Origin of the sequence: Streptomyces sp. CB03234, assembly GCF_001905885.1 — a bacterium.
Classification (GTDB): Bacteria; Actinomycetota; Actinomycetes; order Streptomycetales; family Streptomycetaceae; genus Streptomyces.
Map to the genome: position 1 here is coordinate 435,531 of NZ_LIYH01000006.1, position 19,346 is coordinate 454,876.

A 19,346-nucleotide genomic window follows, 5' to 3' on the forward strand; every position below is an offset into this window, starting at 1 on the left:
TTTGTTTCTGTTGGGTCTGTGTGAGGCGTCCGAGGAGTCCGCGAGTGAAGAAAACGTCGACCCGGCTGGCCGACGGCCGGGAGCTGGTCTATTACGACTCCCGGGACGACGTCGTACGCGACGCCGTCGACCAGCGCCCCCTCGACCCCATCTCCACCACCTCGGAGATCCGCCACGACCCGCTGCTGGGCGACTCCGTCGCCATCGCCTCGCACCGCCAGGCCCGCACCTACCACCCGCCCGCCGACGAATGCCCCCTGTGCCCCTCCCGCGACGGCCGGCTCAGCGAGATCCCCGACGGCGACTACGACGTGGTCGTCTTCGAGAACCGCTTCCCCTCCCTCGCCGGTGACTCCGGCCGCTGCGAGGTCGTCTGCTTCACCTCCGACCACGACGCCTCGTTCGCCGACCTCACCGAGGAGCAGGCCGCCCTCGTCCTGGAGGCCTGGACCGACCGCACCGCGGAACTCGCCGAGCTGCCGGGCGTACAGCAGGTGTTCTGCTTCGAGAACCGGGGCGCCGAGATCGGCGTCACCCTCGGCCACCCGCACGGCCAGATCTACGCCTACCCCTTCACCACCCCGCGTACGGCGCTGATGCAGCGCTCCGCCGCCGCCCACCGCGCCGCCACCGGCCGCAACCTCTTCGACGACCTCGTCGAGCGCGAGCGCGCCGACGCCGAACGGGTGGTCCTGGAGAGCGACCAGTGGATCGCCTTCGTGCCGTACGCCGCGCACTGGCCGTACGAAGTGCACCTCTACCCCAAGCGGCGCGTACCCGACCTCCGGGCGCTGGACGAGGACGCGCGCACCGAGTTCCCCCAGGTCTACCTGGAACTCCTGAGGCGCTTCGACCGGATCTTCGGGGACGGTGAGCCGCCGACGCCGTACATCGCCGCCTGGCACCAGGCGCCGTTCGCCGACCCAGGGCGCGACGACTTCGCCCTGCATCTCGAGCTTTTCACCATCCGCCGCACTTCCGGCAAGCTGAAGTTCCTCGCGGGCTCGGAATCCGGCATGAGCGTGTTCATCAATGACGTGCCGCCGGAGGCCGCGGCCCGCCGACTGCGAGAGGTAGCGACCACGTGAGCAGCAGGAAATATCTGGTGACCGGCGGGGCCGGCTACGTCGGCAGTGTGGTCGCCGCCCATCTGCTCGAGGCCGGGCACGAGGTTACCGTCCTCGACGACCTGTCGACCGGCTTCCGCGAGGGCGTCCCGGCGGGCGCGCACTTCATCGAGGGCCGCATCCAGGACGCCGCCCGCCACCTCGACGGCTCCTACGACGGCGTCCTGCACTTCGCCGCGTTCAGCCAGGTCGGCGAGTCCGTCACCGACCCCGAGAAGTACTGGGTGAACAACGTCGGCGGCACGGTGGCGCTGCTGGCCGCGATGCGCGACGCGGGCGTACGCCGCCTGGTGTTCTCCTCCACGGCCGCGACGTACGGGGAGCCGGTCTCCACCCCCCTCACCGAGACCGACCCCACCGCCCCCACCAGCCCCTACGGCGCCTCCAAGCTCGCCGTCGACCACATGATCACCGGCGAGGCCGCCGCACACGGCCTGGCCGCCGCCTCGCTGCGCTACTTCAACGTGGCCGGCGCCTACGGGGAGTACGGCGAGCGCCACGACCCCGAGTCCCACCTCATCCCCCTCGTCCTCCAGGTCGCCCTCGGCGAGCGGGCGTCGATCTCCGTGTACGGCGACGACTACCCGACCCCCGACGGCACCTGCGTACGCGACTACATCCACGTCGCCGACCTCGCCGAGGCGCACCTGCTGGCGCTCGACGCGGTGGTGCCCGGCGAGCACCTGATCTGCAACCTCGGCAACGGCAGCGGCTTCTCGGTCCGCGAGGTGGTCGAGACCGTACGGAAGGTCACCGGCCACCCGGTGCCCGAGGTCGTCGCCGCCCGCCGCGCCGGCGACCCGGCGGTGCTGGTCGCCTCCGCCGCCACCGCGCGGGAGCGGCTGGGCTGGAAGCCGGCACGGCCCGACCTGGCGGGCATCGTGGCGGACGCGTGGGAGTTCGCGAAGGCGTCAGAGGCGGAGGCGGGGGCATGAGCGTCGCGGAGGATTTCCAGCAGCTGTACGGGTACGCCCCCGAAGGCGTGTGGGCCGCGCCCGGCCGGGTCAACCTGATCGGCGAGTACACCGACTTCAACGACGGCTTCGTGATGCCGCTGGCGCTCCCGCACACCGCGGTCGCCGCGGTCGCCCGGCGGGATGACGGGCAGCTGCGCGTCCACTCGGCCGACACCGACCAGGGCGTGGTCCAGCTCGGCGTCGACACCCTGGAGCCGCTCGCCGACACCGGCTGGGCCGCCTACCCGGCCGGGGTGGTGTGGGCGCTGCGCGAGGCGGGCCACGCCGTCACGGGCGCCGACATCCACCTGGCGTCCACCGTCCCCACGGGCGCCGGGCTGTCGTCGTCGGCCGCCCTGGAGGTCGTCACCGCGCTCGCCCTCAACGACCTGTACGGGCTCGGGCTGACCGCCCGGCAGCTGGCCGTGCTCGCCCAGCGGGCCGAGAACGCGTTCGTGGGCGTCCCGTGCGGGGTGATGGACCAGATGGCGTCGGCGTGCTGCGCCGAGGGTCACGCCCTGTACCTCGACACCCGCGACCTGACCATGCGCCATGTGCCGTTCGACCTCGCCGCCCAGGGGCTGACGCTGCTGGTCGTCGACACCCGGGTGAAGCACGCGCTCGGCGACGGCGCGTACGCCGAGCGGCGCGCCGGGTGCGAGGCGGGCGCGCGGGCGCTCGGCGTGCGCACGCTGCGCGACGTCGGGTATGTGCAACTGCCCGGTGACCTGCGGCGGTTGGGTGACGAAACGGTTCGCTCCTACGTCCGCCACGTGGTGTCCGACAACCACCGCGTCGAGCGGACGATCGCCCTGCTGGACGCGGGCGACGTGCGGGCGGTCGGCCCGGTCCTCACCGAGGGGCACGCCTCCCTCCGCGACGACCTGCGGGTGTCGTGCCCGGAGTTGGACCTGGTGGTGTCGGCCGCGACCGCCGCCGGGGCGCTCGGCGCGCGGATGACGGGCGGCGGGTTCGGCGGCTCCGCGATCGTGCTGGCCGAGGCGGTGGACGCGGACACGGTGACCAAGGCGGTGGGGGAGGCGTTCGCGGCGGCCGGGTACACGGCGCCGCGGGTGTTCCCGGCGGTGCCGTCGGCGGGGGCGCGCCGCGTCGGCTGAGCGGACGGCTTCCGTCTGCCCACCAGTACAGGTGAGTTTGCGGAAGTCGCCCACCCCTCCGGCCGCCCCGCCGTACTCTGATGCACAGCACCGGTGGGGGCCGGTGTTGATCAGGGGGCGAGACAGCCGGGTACGACGCCCGGGGCGGGGGTAACAGTCACTGCACGGCGGCGGCCGTGCGACCACTGGCCACCTCGGGCTCCGGGCGCCGTACCCGCAGCTGCTCCGCTTCTCGACACATGGGGGTGTCAGTGGTCCGTATCCGGGTTCTGGTGGTGGACGACCACCGCATCTTCGCCGAGTCGCTCGCCGCCGCTCTGGCGGCCGAGCCGGACGTGGACGTCGCGGCGGCCGGCAGCGGCCCCGCCGCGCTGCGCTGCCTGGACCGGGCGGCGGCCGAGGGCCGCAGGTTCGATGTGCTGCTGGTCGACGCCGACCTGGGGGCCGCGGCCGCGCCGGCGGTCGCCCGCGCCGTACCGGACCACGGGGAGGGTGTCGTGGACGGCATCTCCCTGGTGACCGGGGTGCGTGAGGGCCGGCCGGAGGTGCGTACGGTCGTGCTGGCCGAGAAGGACGACCCGCGCCGGGCCGCGCTCGCCCTCCAGGCGGGCGCCTCGGGCTGGGTCGCCAAGGACTGCTCGCTGCAGCGGCTGCTGACGGTGATACGCGGCGTACTGCGCGACGAGACGCATCTGCCGCCCGCGCTGCTCACCGGGGTGCTGCGGGAGCTGACGGCCGCGCGCAAGCACCGCACCGAGAGCGAGCGGCTGGTGGAGTCGCTCACCCCGCGCGAGCGGGAGGTGCTGCGCTGCATGGTGGCGGGCCTGGGCCGCAAGGCGGTCGCCGACCGGCTGTTCCTGTCCCCGCACACGGTGCGTACGCATATGCAGAACGTGCTGGGGAAGCTGGGCGTGCACTCCACGCTGGCGGCGGTGGCGCTGGCCCGCCGGGCGGGTGTGGGGCCGGCCGACCTCGGGCCCGGGTCAGCCGGGGATGTTGTCGAACGGGGCGGTCAGCTGGCGTAGCAGCGCGGCCAGTTCGGCGCGCTGGGCGCGCGAGAGCTCCGCGAGGATGGCCCGTTCCTGGGCGAGGAGGCCGGCGAGCGCCTGGTCGGCGCGGTCGCGGCCCTCGGGGGTGAGGCGGACCAGCACGCCGCGGCGGTCACTGGGGTCGGGCAGCCGCTCCACCAGGCCCTTCTTGGCGAGCCGGTCGATGCGGTTGGTCATGGTGCCGGAGGTGACCAGGGTCTGGGTGAGCAGCTGACCGGGGGAGAGCTGGTACGGGGCTCCCGCGCGGCGCAGCGAGGTGAGGACGTCGAACTCCCAGGGCTCCAGGTTGTGCTCGGAGAAGGCGAGCCTGCGCGCCCGGTCGAGGTGGCGGGCCAGCCTGGAGACGCGGCTGAGCACCTCGAGCGGTTCCACGTCGAGGTCGGGGCGCTCGCGGCGCCATGCAGCGACCAGTCGGTCGACCTCGTCCTCCATGGCGATCAGTGTAGGGGATCTGTCGACATGAAGTCTCTTGACGTCAAGAAATATTCACCTGGACCATTGGGCATGACGGGGCCGGGACTCTGTTCCGCTTCGGTACTCCGTTCCAGCAAGGGGGCTCGAACATGTATTCCGCACCAATCTGGGATCCACAGCAGTACTTGCGCCATTCCTCGCACCGCACCCGACCGTTCCTCGACCTGCTCGCCCGGATACCCGAGCTGCCCGCCACCACCGAGGGCCGCTCTCCCCGCATCGCCGACCTCGGCTGCGGCCCCGGCAATGTCACCGCACTGCTCACCGACCGCTGGCCCGACGCGCGCATCACCGGCTTCGACCTCTCACCCGAGATGCTGGAACAGGCGAAGAAAAGTTACGCCGGCACCACCCAGGGCGGCGGCTGGCTCGACTTCCGCCCGGCCGACGCCGCGCACTGGACACCGGACGAGCCGTACGACCTGATCATCTCCAACGCGGCGCTCCAGTGGGTGCCCAACCATCCCGAGTTGTTCCCCGCCTGGACCGAGGGACTCGTCCCCGGCGGAACCCTCGCCTTCCAGGTGCCCGCCAACTTCACCTCGCCCAGCCACGCGCTCCTGGGCGAACTGTGCGAGACCCCGCAGTGGCGGGCCCGCCTCACCGGTCACGGCCGCCGCTTCGTCCACATCCTGGAGGCCGCCGACTACCTCACCCGGCTGGCCGACCTCGGCCTGACCGTGGACGTCTGGGAGACGGTCTACTCCCAGCTCCTCCAGGGCGAGGACCCCGTCCTCGACTGGGTGAAGGGCACCGCGCTGCGGCCGGTCCTCACCGCCCTGGACGGTGACGACGAGGCGGTCGCGGAATTCCTCGCCCAATACCGGGACCTGCTGCGCAAGGCCTATCCGCCGGGCCCGCACGGCACGGTCTTCCCGTTCCGCCGCGTCTTCGCGGTCGCCACGCGGGGCGAGCTCGCCACGCGGGGCGCGGGAGCGGGCGTCACGTCGGGTACGGGGGCGGGCGCCACGCCGGGTACGGGCGCCACCGGGGCCCAGGGGCCGACGGGGTGACGCCCCACTTAACGGCGACGCCTGCCATACGCCCGCGTCGGGGCGCGCCGCGCATCCGCGCAGCGCGCCCCGACGCGGTCAGCTCTTGCGGTGCCCTATCAGGCGCGGCTTGGGCTCCAGGCCGTCCAGCCCGTGCCAGGCCAGGTTCACCAGGTGCGCCGCGACCTCCGCCTTCTTCGGCTTGCGGGCGTCCAGCCACCACTGGCCCGTCAGGGCCACCATCCCCACCAGCGCCTGGGCGTAGAGCGGGGCCAGCTTCGGGTCGAAGCCCCGGGCCTTGAACTCCAGGCCCAGGATGTCCTCCACCTGCGTGGCGATGTCCGAGATCAGCGACGCGAACGTGCCCGTCGACTGCGCGACCGGCGAATCCCGCACCAGGATCCGGAAACCGTCCGTGTACGTCTCGATGTAGTCGAGTAGCGCGAACGCGGCCTGCTCCAGCAGCTCGCGCGGATGCCCGGCCGTCAGGGCGCCGGTCACCATGTCGAGCAGCTGGCGCATCTCACGGTCCACGACGACCGCGTACAGGCCCTCCTTGCCGCCGAAGTGCTCGTACACCACCGGCTTGGAGACCCCGGCCTTCGCGGCGATCTCCTCCACCGATGTGCCCTCGAACCCCCGTTCGGCGAAAAGTGTGCGGCCGATGTCGAGCAGTTGCTGCCGGCGCTCCGCGCCCGTCATCCGGACCCGGCGCCCGCGCCTGGGTTTGTCGCTGCTGCTGGTGCCACTGCCGTCGATCGCCACACCGTCCATCATGCCGCGTTCGCGGCGCGGTCCTGGCGTCGGGCTTCGATCCGCTCGGCGGTCGGCCAGCGCACGTCGTACGCCCAGCCCAGCTTCTCGAACCAGCGGATCAGCCGGGCGCTGGAGTCGATCTGCCCCCGCATCACGCCGTGACGTGCACACGTCGGGTCGGCGTGGTGCAGGTTGTGCCACGACTCACCGCACGACAGCACCGCCAGCCACCACACGTTCCCGGAACGGTCCCGCGACTTGAACGGGCGCTTGCCCACCGCGTGGCAGATCGAGTTGATCGACCACGTCACATGGTGCAGCAGCGCCACCCGCACCAGCGAGCCCCAGAAGAACGCCGTGAACGCCCCCCACCACGACATCGTCACCAGACCGCCCACCAGCGGCGGGATCGCCAGCGACAGGACCGTCCAGCCGATGAACTGCCGCGAAATCGCCCGGATCGCCGGGTCCTTGATCAGATCCGGCGCGTACTTGGCCTGCGGCGTACGCTCCTCATCGAACATCCAGCCGATGTGCGCCCACCACAGGCCCTTCATCAGCGCCGGTACGGTCTCACCGAACCGCCACGGCGAATGCGGGTCGCCCTCCGCGTCCGAGAACTTGTGGTGCTTGCGGTGGTCCGCCACCCAGCGCACCAGCGGTCCTTCCACCGCCAGCGACCCCATGATCGCCAGCGCGATCCGCAGCGGCCGCTTCGCCTTGAACGAACCGTGCGTGAAGTAGCGGTGGAAGCCGATCGTGATGCCGTGGCAGCCGATGTAGTACATCGCCACCATCAGCCCCAGATCCAGCCAGCTCACACCCCAGCCCCAGGCCAGCGGCACCGCCGCCAGCAGGGCCAGGAAGGGCACCGTGATGAACAGCAGCAGCGTGATCTGCTCGATCGAACGCTTGCTGTCCCCGCCGAGCGTGGCGAGAGGCAGGTCCGGGGAAGCGGAAGCGGGCGGGTCCGAAGTCTCGAGCACGTCGGAGCTAGTGGTCATGGAGTCCCCTGGGGGTGAGGGATACAACGGAAGCAGTGGCTACGGTTCCGTAACCTACGGCGACGTAAGTATGGCAGCGGTTCGGCACGCGGCAAGAGGCCTGCGGACGGCCCGCCAGAAGGGGCACCTATCCTGGTTGTCGTCGGACAGCGCGGTCCGCAGCCTCCAGTACCCCTCCAGACGTGCTCAAACACTGCAAGGAGCCGCACCTGTGAGCAGTGCCGACCAGACCCCCTCCGCCAGCGCCGAGCTGCGCGCCGACATCCGCCGACTGGGCGACCTGCTGGGCGAGACCCTCGTACGGCAGGAAGGACCCGAGCTTCTTGAGCTCGTCGAGAAGGTCCGCCACCTCACGCGCGAGAACGGCGAGGCCGCCGCCGAGCTGCTCGGCGACACCGACCTGGAGACCGCCGCCAAGCTGGTGCGCGCCTTCTCCACCTACTTCCACCTCGCCAACGTCACCGAGCAGGTCCACCGCGGCAAGGAGCTGCGCGCCAGGCGCGCCGCCGAGGGCGGCCTGCTCGCCCGCACCGCCGACATGCTCAAGGACGGCGACCCCGAGCACGTACGCGAGACGGTCAAGCACCTCAACGTCCGCCCCGTCTTCACCGCGCACCCCACCGAAGCCGCGCGCCGCTCGGTCCTCAACAAGCTCCGCCGCGTCGCCGAGCTGCTCGAAACCCCGGTCATCGCCTCCGACCGGCGCCGCCACGACCTGCGCCTGGCCGAGTCCATCGACCTGATCTGGCAGACGGACGAGCTGCGCGTCGTACGCCCCGAGCCGACCGACGAGGCCCGCAACGCGATCTACTACCTCGACGAGCTGCACGCCGGCGCCGTCGGCGACGTCCTGGAGGACCTCGCCGCCGAGCTGGAGCGCGTCGGCGTCGAGCTGCCCCCCGGCACCCGCCCGCTGACCTTCGGCACCTGGATCGGCGGCGACCGCGACGGCAACCCCAACGTCACCCCCGCCGTCACCTGGGACGTGCTGATCCTCCAGCACGAGCACGGCATCACCGACGCCATCGAGCTCGTCGACCACCTGCGCAGCCAGCTGTCCAACTCCATCCGCTACGCCGGCGCCACCCAGGAGCTCCTCGACTCCCTCCAGCAGGACCTGGAGCGGCTCCCCGAGATCAGCCCCCGCTACAAGCGCCTCAACGCCGAGGAGCCCTACCGGCTCAAGGCCACCTGCATCCGCCAGAAGCTGGTCAACACCCGCGAACGCCTCGCCAAGGGCACCGCGCACCAGGAAGGCCGCGACTACCTCGGCACCGCCGAGCTGATCGAGGACCTCACCCTGATCCAGACGTCCCTGCGCGAGCACCGCGGCGGCCTGTTCGCCGACGGCCGCATGGACCGCACCATCCGCACCCTGACCGCGTTCGGCCTCCAGCTCGCCACCATGGACGTCCGCGAGCACGCCGACGCCCACCACCACGCCCTCGGCCAGCTCTTCGACCGCCTCGGCGAGGAGTCCTGGCGGTACGCGGACATGCCGCGCGACTACCGGCAGAAGCTGCTCGCCAAGGAACTGCGCTCCCGCCGCCCCCTGGCCCCCACCCCCGCCCCGCTGGACGCCGTCGGCACCAAGACCCTCGGCGTCTTCCACACCGTCAAGGAAGCCTTCGAGCGCTTCGGCCCCGAGGTCATCGAGTCCTACATCATCTCGATGTGCCAGGGCGCCGACGACGTCTTCGCCGCCGCCGTCCTCGCCCGCGAGGCCGGACTGATCGACCTGCACGCCGGCTGGGCCAAGATCGGCATCGTGCCGCTGCTGGAGACCACCGACGAGCTCAAGGCCGCCGACGTCATCCTCAACGACATGCTCGCCGACCCGTCGTACCGCAGGCTGGTCTCGCTGCGCGGCGACGTCCAGGAGGTCATGCTCGGCTACTCCGACTCCTCCAAGTTCGGCGGCATCACCACCAGCCAGTGGGAGATCCACCGCGCCCAGCGCAGGCTGCGCGACGTCGCCCACCGCTACGGAGTCCGGCTGAGGCTGTTCCACGGCCGCGGCGGCACCGTCGGCCGCGGCGGCGGCCCCTCCCACGACGCGATCCTCGCCCAGCCCTGGGGCACCCTCGAGGGCGAGATCAAGGTCACCGAGCAGGGTGAGGTCATCTCCGACAAGTACCTCATCCCCTCGCTCGCCCGCGAGAACCTGGAACTGACGGTCGCCGCCACGCTGCAGGCCTCCGCCCTGCACACCGCGCCCCGCCAGTCCGACGAGGCCCTCGCCCGCTGGGACGCGGCCATGGACGTCGTCTCCGACGCCGCCCACACCGCGTACCGCAAGCTCGTCGAGGACCCCGACCTGCCGACGTACTTCCTGGCCTCCACACCCGTCGACCAGCTCGCCGACCTGCACCTCGGCTCGCGGCCCTCCCGCCGCCCCGGCTCGGGCGTCTCGCTCGACGGGCTGCGGGCCATCCCGTGGGTCTTCGGCTGGACCCAGTCACGGCAGATCGTCCCCGGCTGGTACGGAGTCGGCTCCGGCCTCAAGGCACTGCGCGAGGCCGGCCTCGACCCCGTACTCGACGAGATGTACGAGCAGTGGCACTTCTTCCGCAACTTCCTGTCCAACGTCGAGATGACCCTCGCCAAGACGGACCTGCGGATCGCCCGCCACTACGTCGAGACGCTCGTCCCCGAAAACCTCCGGCACGTCTTCGACGACATCGAGGCCGAGCACGACCTGACCGTCAGCGAGGTCCTGCGCATCACCGGCGGCGAGAAGCTGCTCGACTCCAACCCGGTGCTCCAGCAGACCTTCGCCATCCGCGACGCCTACCTGGACCCGATCTCCTACCTCCAGGTCGCGCTGCTCGCCCGCCAGCGGGCCGCCGTCGAGCGCGGCGAGGAACCCGACCCGCTGCTCGCGCGGGCGCTGCTGCTGACCGTGAACGGCGTGGCGGCGGGCCTCCGCAACACCGGCTGACGCGCACGGACAGGACGAGGGGGCGCCGGGAGTACACCGGGCGCCCCCTCGCGCGTCACAGGGGGATCAGGGCTGCTTCTTGGCCCTGCCGAGACGGGACACCAGGAAGGCGCCGCCCGCGACGAGCGCGGCCGCGATGGCGGCGAGGACGCCGACAGGGGCGGAACTGCCGGTCTCGGCGAGGTCGCCGCCGGCGGAGCCGTTCGGGGCGGGGGCGGCGGGCGCGGACGACGCGCCGGCGGCCGCGGCGGGAGCGGCCGGGGCATCCGCCGACGCCTCCGAGGAAGGCCGCTCACCGGGCTCCTCGGTGTCCGGCTTCCCGGCACCGGCCTCCGAGCCGCCGGTTCCGGAGCCGCCGTGCTCAGCGCCGCCGGGCTCGGCGTCGCACGCGGACCAGAAGACCTTCTGCTTGGCACGGCCGTTCTCGCCGTCGAAGGTCCAGAACAGCTTGTAATGACCGTCGGGCAGGGTCAGGTCGCCGGTACGACCGTGCCCGGAGCCGTCCAGCGTCAGCGAACCGGACTCGACCGTTTCGCCCTTGACGCCGGCAGTCGGCGCCCAGGCCTCGATGTGCCAGTCGACCTCCTGGCCGCCGTCGAAACCGAAGGCATCGAGGTAGAAGGCGCACACATGAGGTTCGTTCTTACGGAGCTCCTCACCGGTCGCGGCATCGTGAATCTTCACGGTGCCGTTGTCGCCGGGAGGGGTGGCCCAGGCGGTGAAGGGAAACAGAAGGGAACAGGCCGCGGCCGTCACCAGCACGCTACTGGGCGTGAGAATGCGCATGGGCAGTCCAACGTGAGAGGGGGAGGGGCCGTGGGGGGCGGCTGAAGCTTCGTGTGACTGACTGAACCCCGTCAAGACACTCGGCGCCACAGACCCGCTCACCCGCATAACGATTGGGTGAATGCCCCATTCCGCTTCCGTCGGAGCGGCTCCACCCCGCATCACAACGCGAAGAACGTCCCCACCAACAGTGCCCCGCCCACCGACGCCGACACCCACGCCAGCCGCGGCAACCGCATCCCCCCACCGATCACCAACGCCGCCAGCAACAGCGCCCCACCCAACGGCAACCACGCGTGCAGCCCACCCGGCCAGCCCGTCCGCACCAGCTCCGTCGTGTCGGGCCTGACCACCACCGGATACCGGCCGCCCTTCTCCACCGCCACCGAACGGTCGATCGTCATGTCCGTACGCGGCCCGGCCGGCCCCTCCGGGTCATACCGCCCCGTACACACATCCGCCGAACAACCCGTGACCGTCAGAGTGCCGTGCTCACGGCCCTTCGACAGCAGCACATGCTGCGCCGTCCCCCACGACGCCCACGTCCCCGCCACCACCAGCAGCAGAGCGACCAGCGCCATCGCGGCACCACGGGCATACGGGAGGACAGAAGTCCGCTTCTTGCTCATGGGGCGCGATCCTCAAGCACATGACCGCGCCCGGTCAATCCCGAACCCCGACGGTCAGGAGTTGTACGTCGACTGCGCCCGCTCCAGACCCTCGATCACCAGGCACTCGACCGCGTCGGCCGCCCGGTCCACGAGATAGCCCAGCTCCTTGCGCTCCGCCGACGAGAAGTCCTTCAGCACGAAATCGGCGACCTGCATCCGGCCCGGCGGACGCCCGATCCCGAACCGCACCCGGTGGTAGTCCGAGCCCATCGCCTTCGTCATCGACTTCAGACCGTTGTGACCGTTGTCACCGCCGCCCAGCTTCAGCCGCAACATCCCGTAATCGATGTCCAGCTCGTCATGGACCGCAACGATCTGCGCCGTAGGCACCTTGTAGAAATCCCGCAACGCGGTCACCGGACCACCCGACAGGTTCATGTACGACATCGGCTTGGCCAGGATCACCCGCCGGTTCGCCGGCCCCGGAGGACCGATACGGCCCTCCACGACCTGCGCCTGCGCCTTGCCCGCCCGTTTGAACTTCCCACCGATCCGCTCCGCGAGGAGATCGGCCACCATGAACCCGACATTGTGCCGGTTCCCGGCGTACTCCGGCCCCGGGTTGCCCAGACCCACGATGAGCCAGGGGGCGCTGGCGTCGGTCGTCATGTCCTTGCGTCTCCTCGCGTACGAACAGGGAAACGGGGTGGCGGGCCGCAGCCCGCCACCCCGTCAAGCACAGCCCAGGACGGCTCAGGCCTCGGCGGCCTCTTCGCCCTCAGCGGCCTCGCCCGCCGGCTCCTCGGCCTGCGCGGCCAGGACCTGCAGAACGACAGTGTCGCCCTCGACGGTGAGCGTGGTGCCCTTCGGCAGCGGGATGTCCTTCGCCAGCACGGAAGCACCGGCCTCCAGGCCCTCCACGGAGACCGTGACCGACTCGGGGATGTGCGTGGCCTCGGCCTCGACCGGCAGCGCGTTCAGAACGTGCTCCAGCAGGTTCCCACCCGGGGCCAGCTCACCCTCGGTGTGGACCGGGATCTCCACGTTGACCTTCTCGCCACGCTGGACGAGCTGCAGGTCGACGTGCTCCAGGAAACCCTTCAGCGGGTCGCGCTGCACGTCCTTCGGGATGGCCAGCTCGGTCGACTTGCCGTCGATGTCCAGGGAGATCAGGACGTTCGGCGTACGCAGCGCCAGCAGCAGCTCGTGACCCGGCAGCGTCAGGTGGATCGGGTCCGAGCCGTGGCCGTAGAGAACACCCGGGACCTGGTTCGCACGGCGGATACGGCGGGCAGCGCCCTTGCCGAACTCGGTACGGGTCGAAGCGGTGAGCTTCACCTCGGACATATGCACTCCTCGTAAATGTCAGACGGATCAACGGTCGTGGGGTCACCCGGCCACGACTGGACTTGGCCTGCTACGAAGAGCGCGTCGATAACGGACCGCCACACCGTCCACCGGTGCGGCCTCCCTCGCCGAGCAACTACACCAGTCTAACGGAACGCGAAAGCCGCCCCGACCGGAACGGCCGAGGCGGCTCTCACACCACGTACTAGCCCTGCTCCTCGAAGAGGCTCGTCACCGAACCGTCCTCGAAGACCTCACGCACCGCACGGGCGATCGTCGGCGCCATCGACAGCACCGTGATCTTGTCCAGCTCCAGCTCACCCGGCGTCGGCAGGGTGTTCGTCAGCACGAACTCACTGACCTTCGAGTTCTTCAGCCGGTCCGCCGCCGGACCCGACAGGATGCCGTGCGTCGCGGTGACGATGACATCCTCCGCGCCATTGGCGAACAGCGCCTCCGCAGCCGCGCAGATCGTGCCACCCGTGTCGATCATGTCGTCCACCAGGACACACACCCGGCCCCGGACCTCACCGACCACCTCGTGGACCGTCACCTGGTTCGCCACGTCCTTGTCGCGACGCTTGTGCACGATCGCCAGCGGCGCGTCCAGCCGGTCGCACCAGCGGTCGGCCACCCGCACCCGGCCGGCGTCCGGAGAGACGATCGTCAGCTTGTTCCGGTCGACCTTCGCACCCACGTAGTCCGCCAGCACCGGCAGCGCCGACAGGTGGTCCACCGGGCCGTCGAAGAAGCCCTGGATCTGATCCGTGTGCAGGTCGACCGTGAGGATGCGGTCGGCACCCGCGCACTTCAGCATGTCCGCGACCAGACGGGCCGAGATCGGCTCACGGCCACGGTGCTTCTTGTCCTGCCGGGCATAGCCGTACGACGGAATGATCACCGTGATGCTCCGGGCCGAAGCCCGCTTCAGAGCATCGATCATGATCAACTGCTCCATGATCCACTTATTGATGGGAGCCGTGTGGCTCTGCATCAAGAAGCAGTCCGCACCACGCGCCGACTCCTGGAAACGAACGTAGATCTCACCATTGGCGAAGTCGAAAGCCTTCGTCGGCACGAGGCCGACACCCAACTGGTGCGCAACCTCCTCGGCCAGCTCGGGGTGGGCGCGGCCGGAGAAGAGCATCAGCTTCTTCTCGCCGGTCGTCTTGATCCCGGTCACAGCACTGTCTCCTCAGACGTGTCCTCTGGCCGCGACCACTTTCGCGCGAACCAGCCGAATTTGTGTGCACGTATCACGGTACGCCGAGTTCGACGCACCCGTTTCCGGTCAGTCCTCGTCAGGGCCCTGCTCGGAGGCCGCCGCAGCCGCCTGCGCCGCGGCACTGCCGGGCCGCTTCCGCGCGACCCAACCCTCGATATTCCGCTGCTGGCCACGGGCGACAGCGAGCGAACCCGGCGGCACATCCTTCGTGATCACCGACCCCGCCGCGGTGTACGCCCCGTCCCCGACCGTGACAGGAGCCACAAACATGTTGTCCGAGCCGGTACGGCAGTGCGAACCGATCGTCGTGTGGTGCTTGCTCTCACCGTCATAGTTCACGAACACGCTGGCCGCACCGATGTTGGTGTACTCACCGATCGTCGCATCACCGACATACGACAGATGCGGAACCTTCGACCCCTCGCCGACCTTCGCGTTCTTCATCTCCACATACGTACCGGCCTTCGCCTTCAGCCCCAGCCGCGTACCCGGACGCAAATACGCGTACGGCCCCACCGACGCCGCCTCACCGACCTCCGCGCCGTCCGACACCGTGTTGTCCACCCGGGCACCCCGGCCGACCTTCGTGTCCTTCAGCCGGCTGTTCGGACCCACCTCGGCGTCCTCCGCCAGATGCGTCGAACCCAGCAGAATCGTGTTCGGATGCACGATCACATCCCGCTCGAACGTCACCGTCACGTCCACGAACACCGACGCCGGGTCCACGACCGTCACGCCCTCCATCATGGCCCGCTCCAGCAACCGCCGATTCAGCAGCGCCCGCGCCTCCGCCAGCTGCACCCGGTTGTTGATCCCCAGGATCTCCCGGTGATCCCCCGCCACCGACGCCCCCACCCGGTGCCCCGCCTCACGCAGGATCCCGAGGACATCGGTGAGGTACTCCTCACCCTGACTGTTGTCCGTCCGCACCTTCCCCAGCGCGTCCGCGAGCAGCTTCCCGTCGAACGCGAACACCCCGGAGTTGATCTCCCGGATCGCCCGCTGGGCCTCCGTCGCGTCCTTGTGCTCCACGATCGCCGTCACGGCGTCGCTCTCCGGGTCCCGGATGATCCGCCCGTACCCGGTCGAGTCCGGCACCTCGGCGGTCAGCACCGTCACGGCGTTGCCATCGGCGGCATGCGTCCGCGCGAGAGCGGTCAGCGTCTCCCCGGACAGCAGCGGAGTGTCCCCGCACACCACGACCACAGTCCCGTCCAGCGCCTGCGCCCCCAGCTCCTCCAGAGCCATGCGCACGGCATGACCGGTGCCGTTCTGCTCGTGCTGGACGGCGGTACGGGTGCCGGCGTAGTGCTCGTCGAGGTGCGCGGTGACCTGCTCACGGGCGTGCCCGACCACGACACACAGGTGCGCGGGGTCCAGCTCGCGTGCGGCGGAGACGACGTGTCCGACGAGCGAGCGCCCGCAGATCTGATGCAGGACCTTGGGTGTCTTCGACTTCATGCGGGTGCCCTCACCCGCTGCGAGGACGACGACGGCTGCCGGGCGGTTGGCGCTCACGGGAATGCCCTTCGGCTTCGGGTGGTGGACACCCGCAGGATACCGGGGGGTTTCGGAGCGGAAATGAGGGCGGGGGGCTATGGAAACGAGGGCGGGTCCTGACGGTTAGGTCAGGACCCGAACTTTCGAAGCTCCCGGGGGAGGACTCGAACCCCCATGATCAGAACCAAAATCTGACGTCTTGCCCTTAGACGACCCGGGATGGGCTTTATGTCCGATTCCCCGATCCGGGTGCGGACGCAGCCCCTACTATGCCGTACCAGCAGCCTTCGATGCGACGGTAGAGATCGACGCTTTGGACGACGCGAATGACGAGACAGCCGTGATAGTCAGGGCCGACGTTTTTCCGGTTGGTCTTGGGGTTGTGCTTCTTGAGCGTCGTCCGGCTCAGTGCGGACACCTCCTCGCCGACGATGTGCGCCCAGAAGGCCTCCGCCTTGCTGACGTCGGCGGATTCGTGAACGTGTACGTGATAACGCAACTGCTCTCGCCGTACACCGAGAAGGCGCAGCCAGGACAGGAAGACTCTGATCATGTCGGGGTCGCTGTTGATGAAGGTGACCCGCTCCTGTGGGCGATGCGCCTTGGACTTGGTGCCCTCGGCCCAGTAGAGGGCCGTGCCGACCAGCAGCAGCTCGCGGTCCGTCATGTCGCCTACCGCATTCGCGGCTGCCGTCTTGGCCTCCTGCCGTTCGGATGTCGTTGTTGTGGACGCCCAGGCGGTCGCGGATCTGGCGACGGCTGAGCCCCTCGCGGCGCAGCGTGATGGCCTGCCGGCGCAGGCTTTCGAAGTCGGCGTATTTGCCGATGGCGGTTGTCACGGTGACAGGTTCGTCCGGAAAGTGGGCGTCCGGGTCGAATGTGCGGGCGATTCACGTGTTCGAGGGATCAACGTGTGTTTCGGGGGCGGATCGGGCGGGTCTGTGCTGCCGGGCTCGCCGGAAAATGGGTGGCAGGCGCCCGTAGGCTGGGAGACATGACCACAACGGGGGCACACCAGGACGCTGCGGGCGCGACCGCCCGTGGCTGGTGGTGGTGGGGGCGGCGCCGTAGTGCGGTGCTGGATGTGACGTTGGGGGCCGTGTCGGCCCTGGAGTGTGCGGCCGAGGGGGTCGGGTTCGCGGATTACGCCGCGCTGCCCGTGCCGGTCGGGGTGCTGTTCGGTCTGGTCGTGGGGGCGGCGCTCGTGGTGCGGCGGCGGTGGCCGATCGCCGTCGTGCTGGTCTCGATCGCGATCACGCCGGCCGAGATGGGTTACCTCATGGGCATCGTCGGGCTGTATACGCTCGCCGCCTCGGAGGTGCCCCGGCGGATCATCGCCGTGCTGGCGGGGATGTCGCTGGTCGCGGTGTTGATCGTGACGTTCGTGCGGCTGCGGCAGGACATCGGGTCGGCCGAGTTCGATCCGGGGCCGTGGTACGTGCCGTTGATGGCCGTGATCTTTTCGCTGGGGCTGAACGCCCCGCCTGTGCTGTTCGGGCTCTACATAGGGGCGCGGCGGCGGTTGATGGAGAGCTTGCGGGAGCGGGCGGACAGCTTGGAGCAGGAGCTGTCGCTGCTGGCGGACCGGGCGGAGCAGCGGGCGCAGATGGCGCGTACGGAGGAGCGGACGCGGATCGCGCGGGAGATGCATGACGTGGTGGCGCACCGGGTGAGTCTGATGGTGGTGCATGCGGCGGCGCTGCAGGCGGTGGCGTTGAAGGATCCGCAGAAGGCGGCGAAGAACGCGGCGCTGGTGGGGGACATGGGGCGGCAGGCGCTGACGGAGTTGCGGCAGATGCTGGGGGTGTTGCGGGCGGGGGAGGCCGCTCCTGTGCGGGAGGCGGTGCCGTTGGCGGCGGTGGGGCGTGCGGCGGCTGCGGCTGCTTCGGCGGTGGAGGCGGTGGGGGCGGAGGGGGAGCCGTGTCTGGACGCTGTGGAGGAGTTGGTGGAGCAGTCGCGGCAGGCGGGGATGGTGGTGGAGTTGCAGGTGATGGGGGAGGCGCGGGCGTATGGGCCGCAGGTGGAGCGGACGGCGTACCGGGTGGTGCAGGAGGGGCTGACGAACGTCCACAAGCATGCGGCGGGCGCGGAGGTGGTGGTGCGGCTGGCGCATCGGGCTGGTGAGGTGGCGATGCAGGTGGAGAACGGTCCGGTGGACGGTAAGGCGGCGGATGCGGGGCTGGGGCTGCCGAGCGGCGGTAATGGCCTGGTGGGGATGCGGGAGCGGGTGACGTCGCTGGGTGGGGTGTTTGTGGCGGGCCCGACGGAGGAGGGTGGGTTCAGGGTGTCGGCGGTGTTGCCGGCTCCTGTCAGGGGGATGTGAGGCGGGCGGGCTGGGCGCCGGTGATGAGGACGGCCAGGGCGTGGTCGATGTCGGGGCCGAGGTACCAGTCGCCGGCGTGGTCGAGGCTGTAGACGCGTCCGGCGGCGTCGATGGCGAGGACGGCGCGGTTGTCGGCTTCCTCGCCGAGGGGGGCCATTTCGGTGTCCAGGGCGCGGCCGAGGTCGGTGAGGCTGCGGGCGTGGTGGAGTCCGGCGAGTGGGTCGAGGTGGAGGGGTGTGGGGGCGATCTGGCGGCCGGGGCCGGGTGCGGTGATGTGGAGGCCGCCGAATTCGGCCCATGCCTCGACGGCGGCGGGGAAGACGTGGTGCCGGTGGCCGGTGGGGGAGACGTATGCGCGCAGGGTGTCGGCCCATTGTTCGGCTTGTTTGATGTCCCAGCGGCCGGGTTGCCAGCCTGCTTCCCTGAGGGCTGCGTCGACGGCGACGGGGAAGCGGGTGGTGTTCAGGTCGGGCATGTGGGTGCGGTCAGCCGTTCTGGGCGGTGGTGGGGTCGATGGGGTGTACGCCGAAGTGGGCGAGGAGTGCGGCGCAGGAGCGGCAGGGGGCGGCGTAGCTGCCGTGGAGGGGGTCGCCGTCCTCGCGGATGCGGCGTGCGGTGATCTTCGCGTGTTTGAGTGAGCGGCGGGCTTCGCCCTGGCTGAGGGGTTTGCGCTGGGCGCGTTTGGAGCGGCTTGCTTCGGTGGCGGTGAGGTGGCGGGAGAGGAGGATGGCCTCGGGGCAGCGGCCGGTGAAGCGTTCGCGTTGGCCGCTGGTGAGGGTGTCGAGGAAATCCTGTACGAGGGGGTGGAGGGCGGGTGGCCGGTCGCCGCGGCCGGCGGTGCACGTGAGGGTCTCGCCGCGTACGGAGAGTGCTGCTCCGACGGTCGGCAGGATGCCGTCGCGGCGGTGGCGGAGGATGGGGGTGAGGTCGGGGCCGGTGCTGCTCCAGTTGAGGCGTGGGTCGCCCGTGATGGGCGTTGTGCCTGGTCGTGCTGCCTGCATGGTGCGTGTCGTCCCCTCTGCAATCCCCCGAGTTGCGGGAACAGCCTGCCAAATGGGTGAGCTGATGGGGAAGCGGGGGCGCTGAAACGTGTGATGGGTGTGTCGTGTGATCGTCAGCGGGTCACCTGAGTGTGAC

The 19,346-nt window shown here is 70.4% G+C and carries 18 protein-coding genes, 1 tRNA gene and 1 pseudogene; 7 read left to right on the forward strand and 13 right to left on the reverse strand.

The annotated features are described in order from the left end of the window. Positions 1-44 precede the first annotated feature (44 nt). The 4 genes from galT (at position 45) to AMK26_RS27725 (ending at position 4,226) form a co-directional block, all read left to right on the forward strand. The gene (gene galT, locus AMK26_RS27710; RefSeq protein WP_073757507.1) at positions 45-1,088 is read left to right on the forward strand and encodes a galactose-1-phosphate uridylyltransferase; all 1,044 of its coding nucleotides are present in this window, start codon (positions 45-47) and stop codon (positions 1,086-1,088) included. After that, the gene (gene galE / locus AMK26_RS27715) at positions 1,085-2,062 is read left to right on the forward strand and encodes a UDP-glucose 4-epimerase GalE (RefSeq protein ID WP_073757509.1); all 978 of its coding nucleotides are present in this window, start codon (positions 1,085-1,087) and stop codon (positions 2,060-2,062) included. The genes galT and galE overlap by 4 nt, the downstream gene beginning before the upstream one ends. Beyond that, positions 2,059-3,201 (forward strand): galactokinase, encoded by a 1,143-nt coding sequence (gene galK / locus AMK26_RS27720; RefSeq protein WP_073757511.1) that lies wholly within the window; start codon positions 2,059-2,061, stop codon positions 3,199-3,201. Before galE ends, galK begins: the two co-directional genes overlap by 4 nt. A gap of 239 nt (positions 3,202-3,440) precedes the next feature. Next, positions 3,441-4,226: a LuxR C-terminal-related transcriptional regulator gene (locus AMK26_RS27725; RefSeq protein ID WP_198944173.1), complete on the forward strand. Its 786-nt coding sequence runs from the start codon at positions 3,441-3,443 to the stop codon at positions 4,224-4,226. Here AMK26_RS27725 and tamR read toward each other — a convergent pair. After that, positions 4,185-4,682, reverse strand: coding sequence for a MarR family transcriptional regulator TamR (tamR, locus tag AMK26_RS27730; RefSeq protein WP_073757514.1), 498 nt, complete (start codon positions 4,680-4,682; stop codon positions 4,185-4,187). The two genes, AMK26_RS27725 and tamR, sit on opposite strands and share 42 nt — an antisense overlap. Positions 4,683-4,813: 131 nt before the next feature. Between tamR and AMK26_RS27735 the strand changes: the two genes are divergently transcribed. Then, a complete protein-coding gene (locus AMK26_RS27735) occupies positions 4,814-5,737 on the forward strand; it encodes a trans-aconitate 2-methyltransferase (protein ID WP_079277846.1) in 924 nt (307 codons plus the stop codon). 78 nt (positions 5,738-5,815) lie between these two features. Here AMK26_RS27735 and AMK26_RS27740 read toward each other — a convergent pair whose 3' ends face one another. Then, positions 5,816-6,490, reverse strand: a complete 675-nt coding sequence (locus tag AMK26_RS27740; RefSeq protein WP_073757516.1) for a TetR/AcrR family transcriptional regulator — start codon at positions 6,488-6,490, stop codon at positions 5,816-5,818. Next, entirely contained in the window at positions 6,490-7,476 is a 987-nt protein-coding gene (locus AMK26_RS27745) for an acyl-CoA desaturase (protein ID WP_073757518.1), read from the reverse strand. The genes AMK26_RS27740 and AMK26_RS27745 overlap by 1 nt, the downstream gene beginning before the upstream one ends. A 211-nt stretch (positions 7,477-7,687) precedes the next feature. On the opposite strand from AMK26_RS27745, the gene ppc reads away from it, so the two are divergent. Next, entirely contained in the window at positions 7,688-10,417 is a 2,730-nt protein-coding gene (ppc, locus tag AMK26_RS27750) for a phosphoenolpyruvate carboxylase (RefSeq protein WP_073757519.1), read from the forward strand. A gap of 66 nt (positions 10,418-10,483) precedes the next feature. On the opposite strand, the gene AMK26_RS27755 is transcribed toward ppc, so the two are convergent. From AMK26_RS27755 to AMK26_RS27790, 8 genes and pseudogenes are all read right to left on the reverse strand, one after another. After that, a complete protein-coding gene (locus AMK26_RS27755) occupies positions 10,484-11,203 on the reverse strand; it encodes a hypothetical protein (RefSeq protein ID WP_073757521.1) in 720 nt (239 codons plus the stop codon). Positions 11,204-11,364: 161 nt separating this feature from the next. Beyond that, a complete protein-coding gene (locus AMK26_RS27760) occupies positions 11,365-11,832 on the reverse strand; it encodes a hypothetical protein (protein ID WP_073757523.1) in 468 nt (155 codons plus the stop codon). 54 nt (positions 11,833-11,886) lie between these two features. Continuing rightward, positions 11,887-12,483 (reverse strand): aminoacyl-tRNA hydrolase, encoded by a 597-nt coding sequence (pth, locus tag AMK26_RS27765; protein WP_073757525.1) that lies wholly within the window; start codon positions 12,481-12,483, stop codon positions 11,887-11,889. An 84-nt stretch (positions 12,484-12,567) separates the two neighbouring features. After that, positions 12,568-13,161 carry a 50S ribosomal protein L25/general stress protein Ctc gene (locus AMK26_RS27770; protein ID WP_073757527.1) on the reverse strand — a complete coding sequence of 198 codons (594 nt, stop codon included), beginning with the start codon at positions 13,159-13,161 and terminating at the stop codon, positions 12,568-12,570. Between the two features lie 205 nt (positions 13,162-13,366). Beyond that, the gene (locus AMK26_RS27775; RefSeq protein ID WP_073757529.1) at positions 13,367-14,344 is read right to left on the reverse strand and encodes a ribose-phosphate diphosphokinase; all 978 of its coding nucleotides are present in this window, start codon (positions 14,342-14,344) and stop codon (positions 13,367-13,369) included. A 108-nt stretch (positions 14,345-14,452) separates the two neighbouring features. Next, the gene (glmU, locus tag AMK26_RS27780; RefSeq protein ID WP_073757531.1) at positions 14,453-15,904 is read right to left on the reverse strand and encodes a bifunctional UDP-N-acetylglucosamine diphosphorylase/glucosamine-1-phosphate N-acetyltransferase GlmU; all 1,452 of its coding nucleotides are present in this window, start codon (positions 15,902-15,904) and stop codon (positions 14,453-14,455) included. 131 nt (positions 15,905-16,035) lie between these two features. Further along, positions 16,036-16,106: transfer RNA gene (locus AMK26_RS27785), tRNA-Gln, on the reverse strand. Between the two features lie 6 nt (positions 16,107-16,112). After that, positions 16,113-16,725, reverse strand: a pseudogene (locus tag AMK26_RS27790) (hypothetical protein). A gap of 155 nt (positions 16,726-16,880) precedes the next feature. Here AMK26_RS27790 and AMK26_RS27795 point away from each other — a divergent pair. Continuing rightward, positions 16,881-18,209 carry a sensor histidine kinase gene (locus AMK26_RS27795; RefSeq protein ID WP_073757533.1) on the forward strand — a complete coding sequence of 443 codons (1,329 nt, stop codon included), beginning with the start codon at positions 16,881-16,883 and terminating at the stop codon, positions 18,207-18,209. On the opposite strand, the gene AMK26_RS27800 is transcribed toward AMK26_RS27795, so the two are convergent. Beyond that, positions 18,196-18,684 carry an SUKH-3 domain-containing protein gene (locus AMK26_RS27800; RefSeq protein WP_073757535.1) on the reverse strand — a complete coding sequence of 163 codons (489 nt, stop codon included), beginning with the start codon at positions 18,682-18,684 and terminating at the stop codon, positions 18,196-18,198. The genes AMK26_RS27795 and AMK26_RS27800 overlap by 14 nt on opposite strands. A gap of 10 nt (positions 18,685-18,694) precedes the next feature. Continuing rightward, positions 18,695-19,210 carry a YwqJ-related putative deaminase gene (locus AMK26_RS27805; protein WP_073757537.1) on the reverse strand — a complete coding sequence of 172 codons (516 nt, stop codon included), beginning with the start codon at positions 19,208-19,210 and terminating at the stop codon, positions 18,695-18,697. Positions 19,211-19,346 lie beyond the last annotated feature (136 nt).

Bases quoted from the DNA above. Each gene is read 5' to 3' on its own strand.
- pth (WP_073757525.1), bottom strand. From the start codon at position 12,483: ATGACGACCGACGCCAGCGCCCCCTGGCTCATCGTGGGTCTGGGCAAC.
- AMK26_RS27735 (WP_079277846.1), top strand. From the start codon at position 4,814: ATGTATTCCGCACCAATCTGGGATCCACAGCAGTACTTGCGCCATTCC.
- AMK26_RS27805 (WP_073757537.1), bottom strand. From the start codon at position 19,210: ATGCAGGCAGCACGACCAGGCACAACGCCCATCACGGGCGACCCACGC.
- tamR (WP_073757514.1), bottom strand. From the start codon at position 4,682: ATGGAGGACGAGGTCGACCGACTGGTCGCTGCATGGCGCCGCGAGCGC.
- AMK26_RS27800 (WP_073757535.1), bottom strand. From the start codon at position 18,684: ATGCCCGACCTGAACACCACCCGCTTCCCCGTCGCCGTCGACGCAGCC.
- AMK26_RS27745 (WP_073757518.1), bottom strand. From the start codon at position 7,476: ATGACCACTAGCTCCGACGTGCTCGAGACTTCGGACCCGCCCGCTTCC.
- AMK26_RS27755 (WP_073757521.1), bottom strand. From the start codon at position 11,203: ATGCGCATTCTCACGCCCAGTAGCGTGCTGGTGACGGCCGCGGCCTGT.
- AMK26_RS27740 (WP_073757516.1), bottom strand. From the start codon at position 6,490: ATGGACGGTGTGGCGATCGACGGCAGTGGCACCAGCAGCAGCGACAAA.
- AMK26_RS27725 (WP_198944173.1), top strand. From the start codon at position 3,441: ATGGGGGTGTCAGTGGTCCGTATCCGGGTTCTGGTGGTGGACGACCAC.
- AMK26_RS27795 (WP_073757533.1), top strand. From the start codon at position 16,881: ATGACCACAACGGGGGCACACCAGGACGCTGCGGGCGCGACCGCCCGT.
- AMK26_RS27770 (WP_073757527.1), bottom strand. From the start codon at position 13,161: ATGTCCGAGGTGAAGCTCACCGCTTCGACCCGTACCGAGTTCGGCAAG.
- AMK26_RS27760 (WP_073757523.1), bottom strand. From the start codon at position 11,832: ATGAGCAAGAAGCGGACTTCTGTCCTCCCGTATGCCCGTGGTGCCGCG.
- galK (WP_073757511.1), top strand. From the start codon at position 2,059: ATGAGCGTCGCGGAGGATTTCCAGCAGCTGTACGGGTACGCCCCCGAA.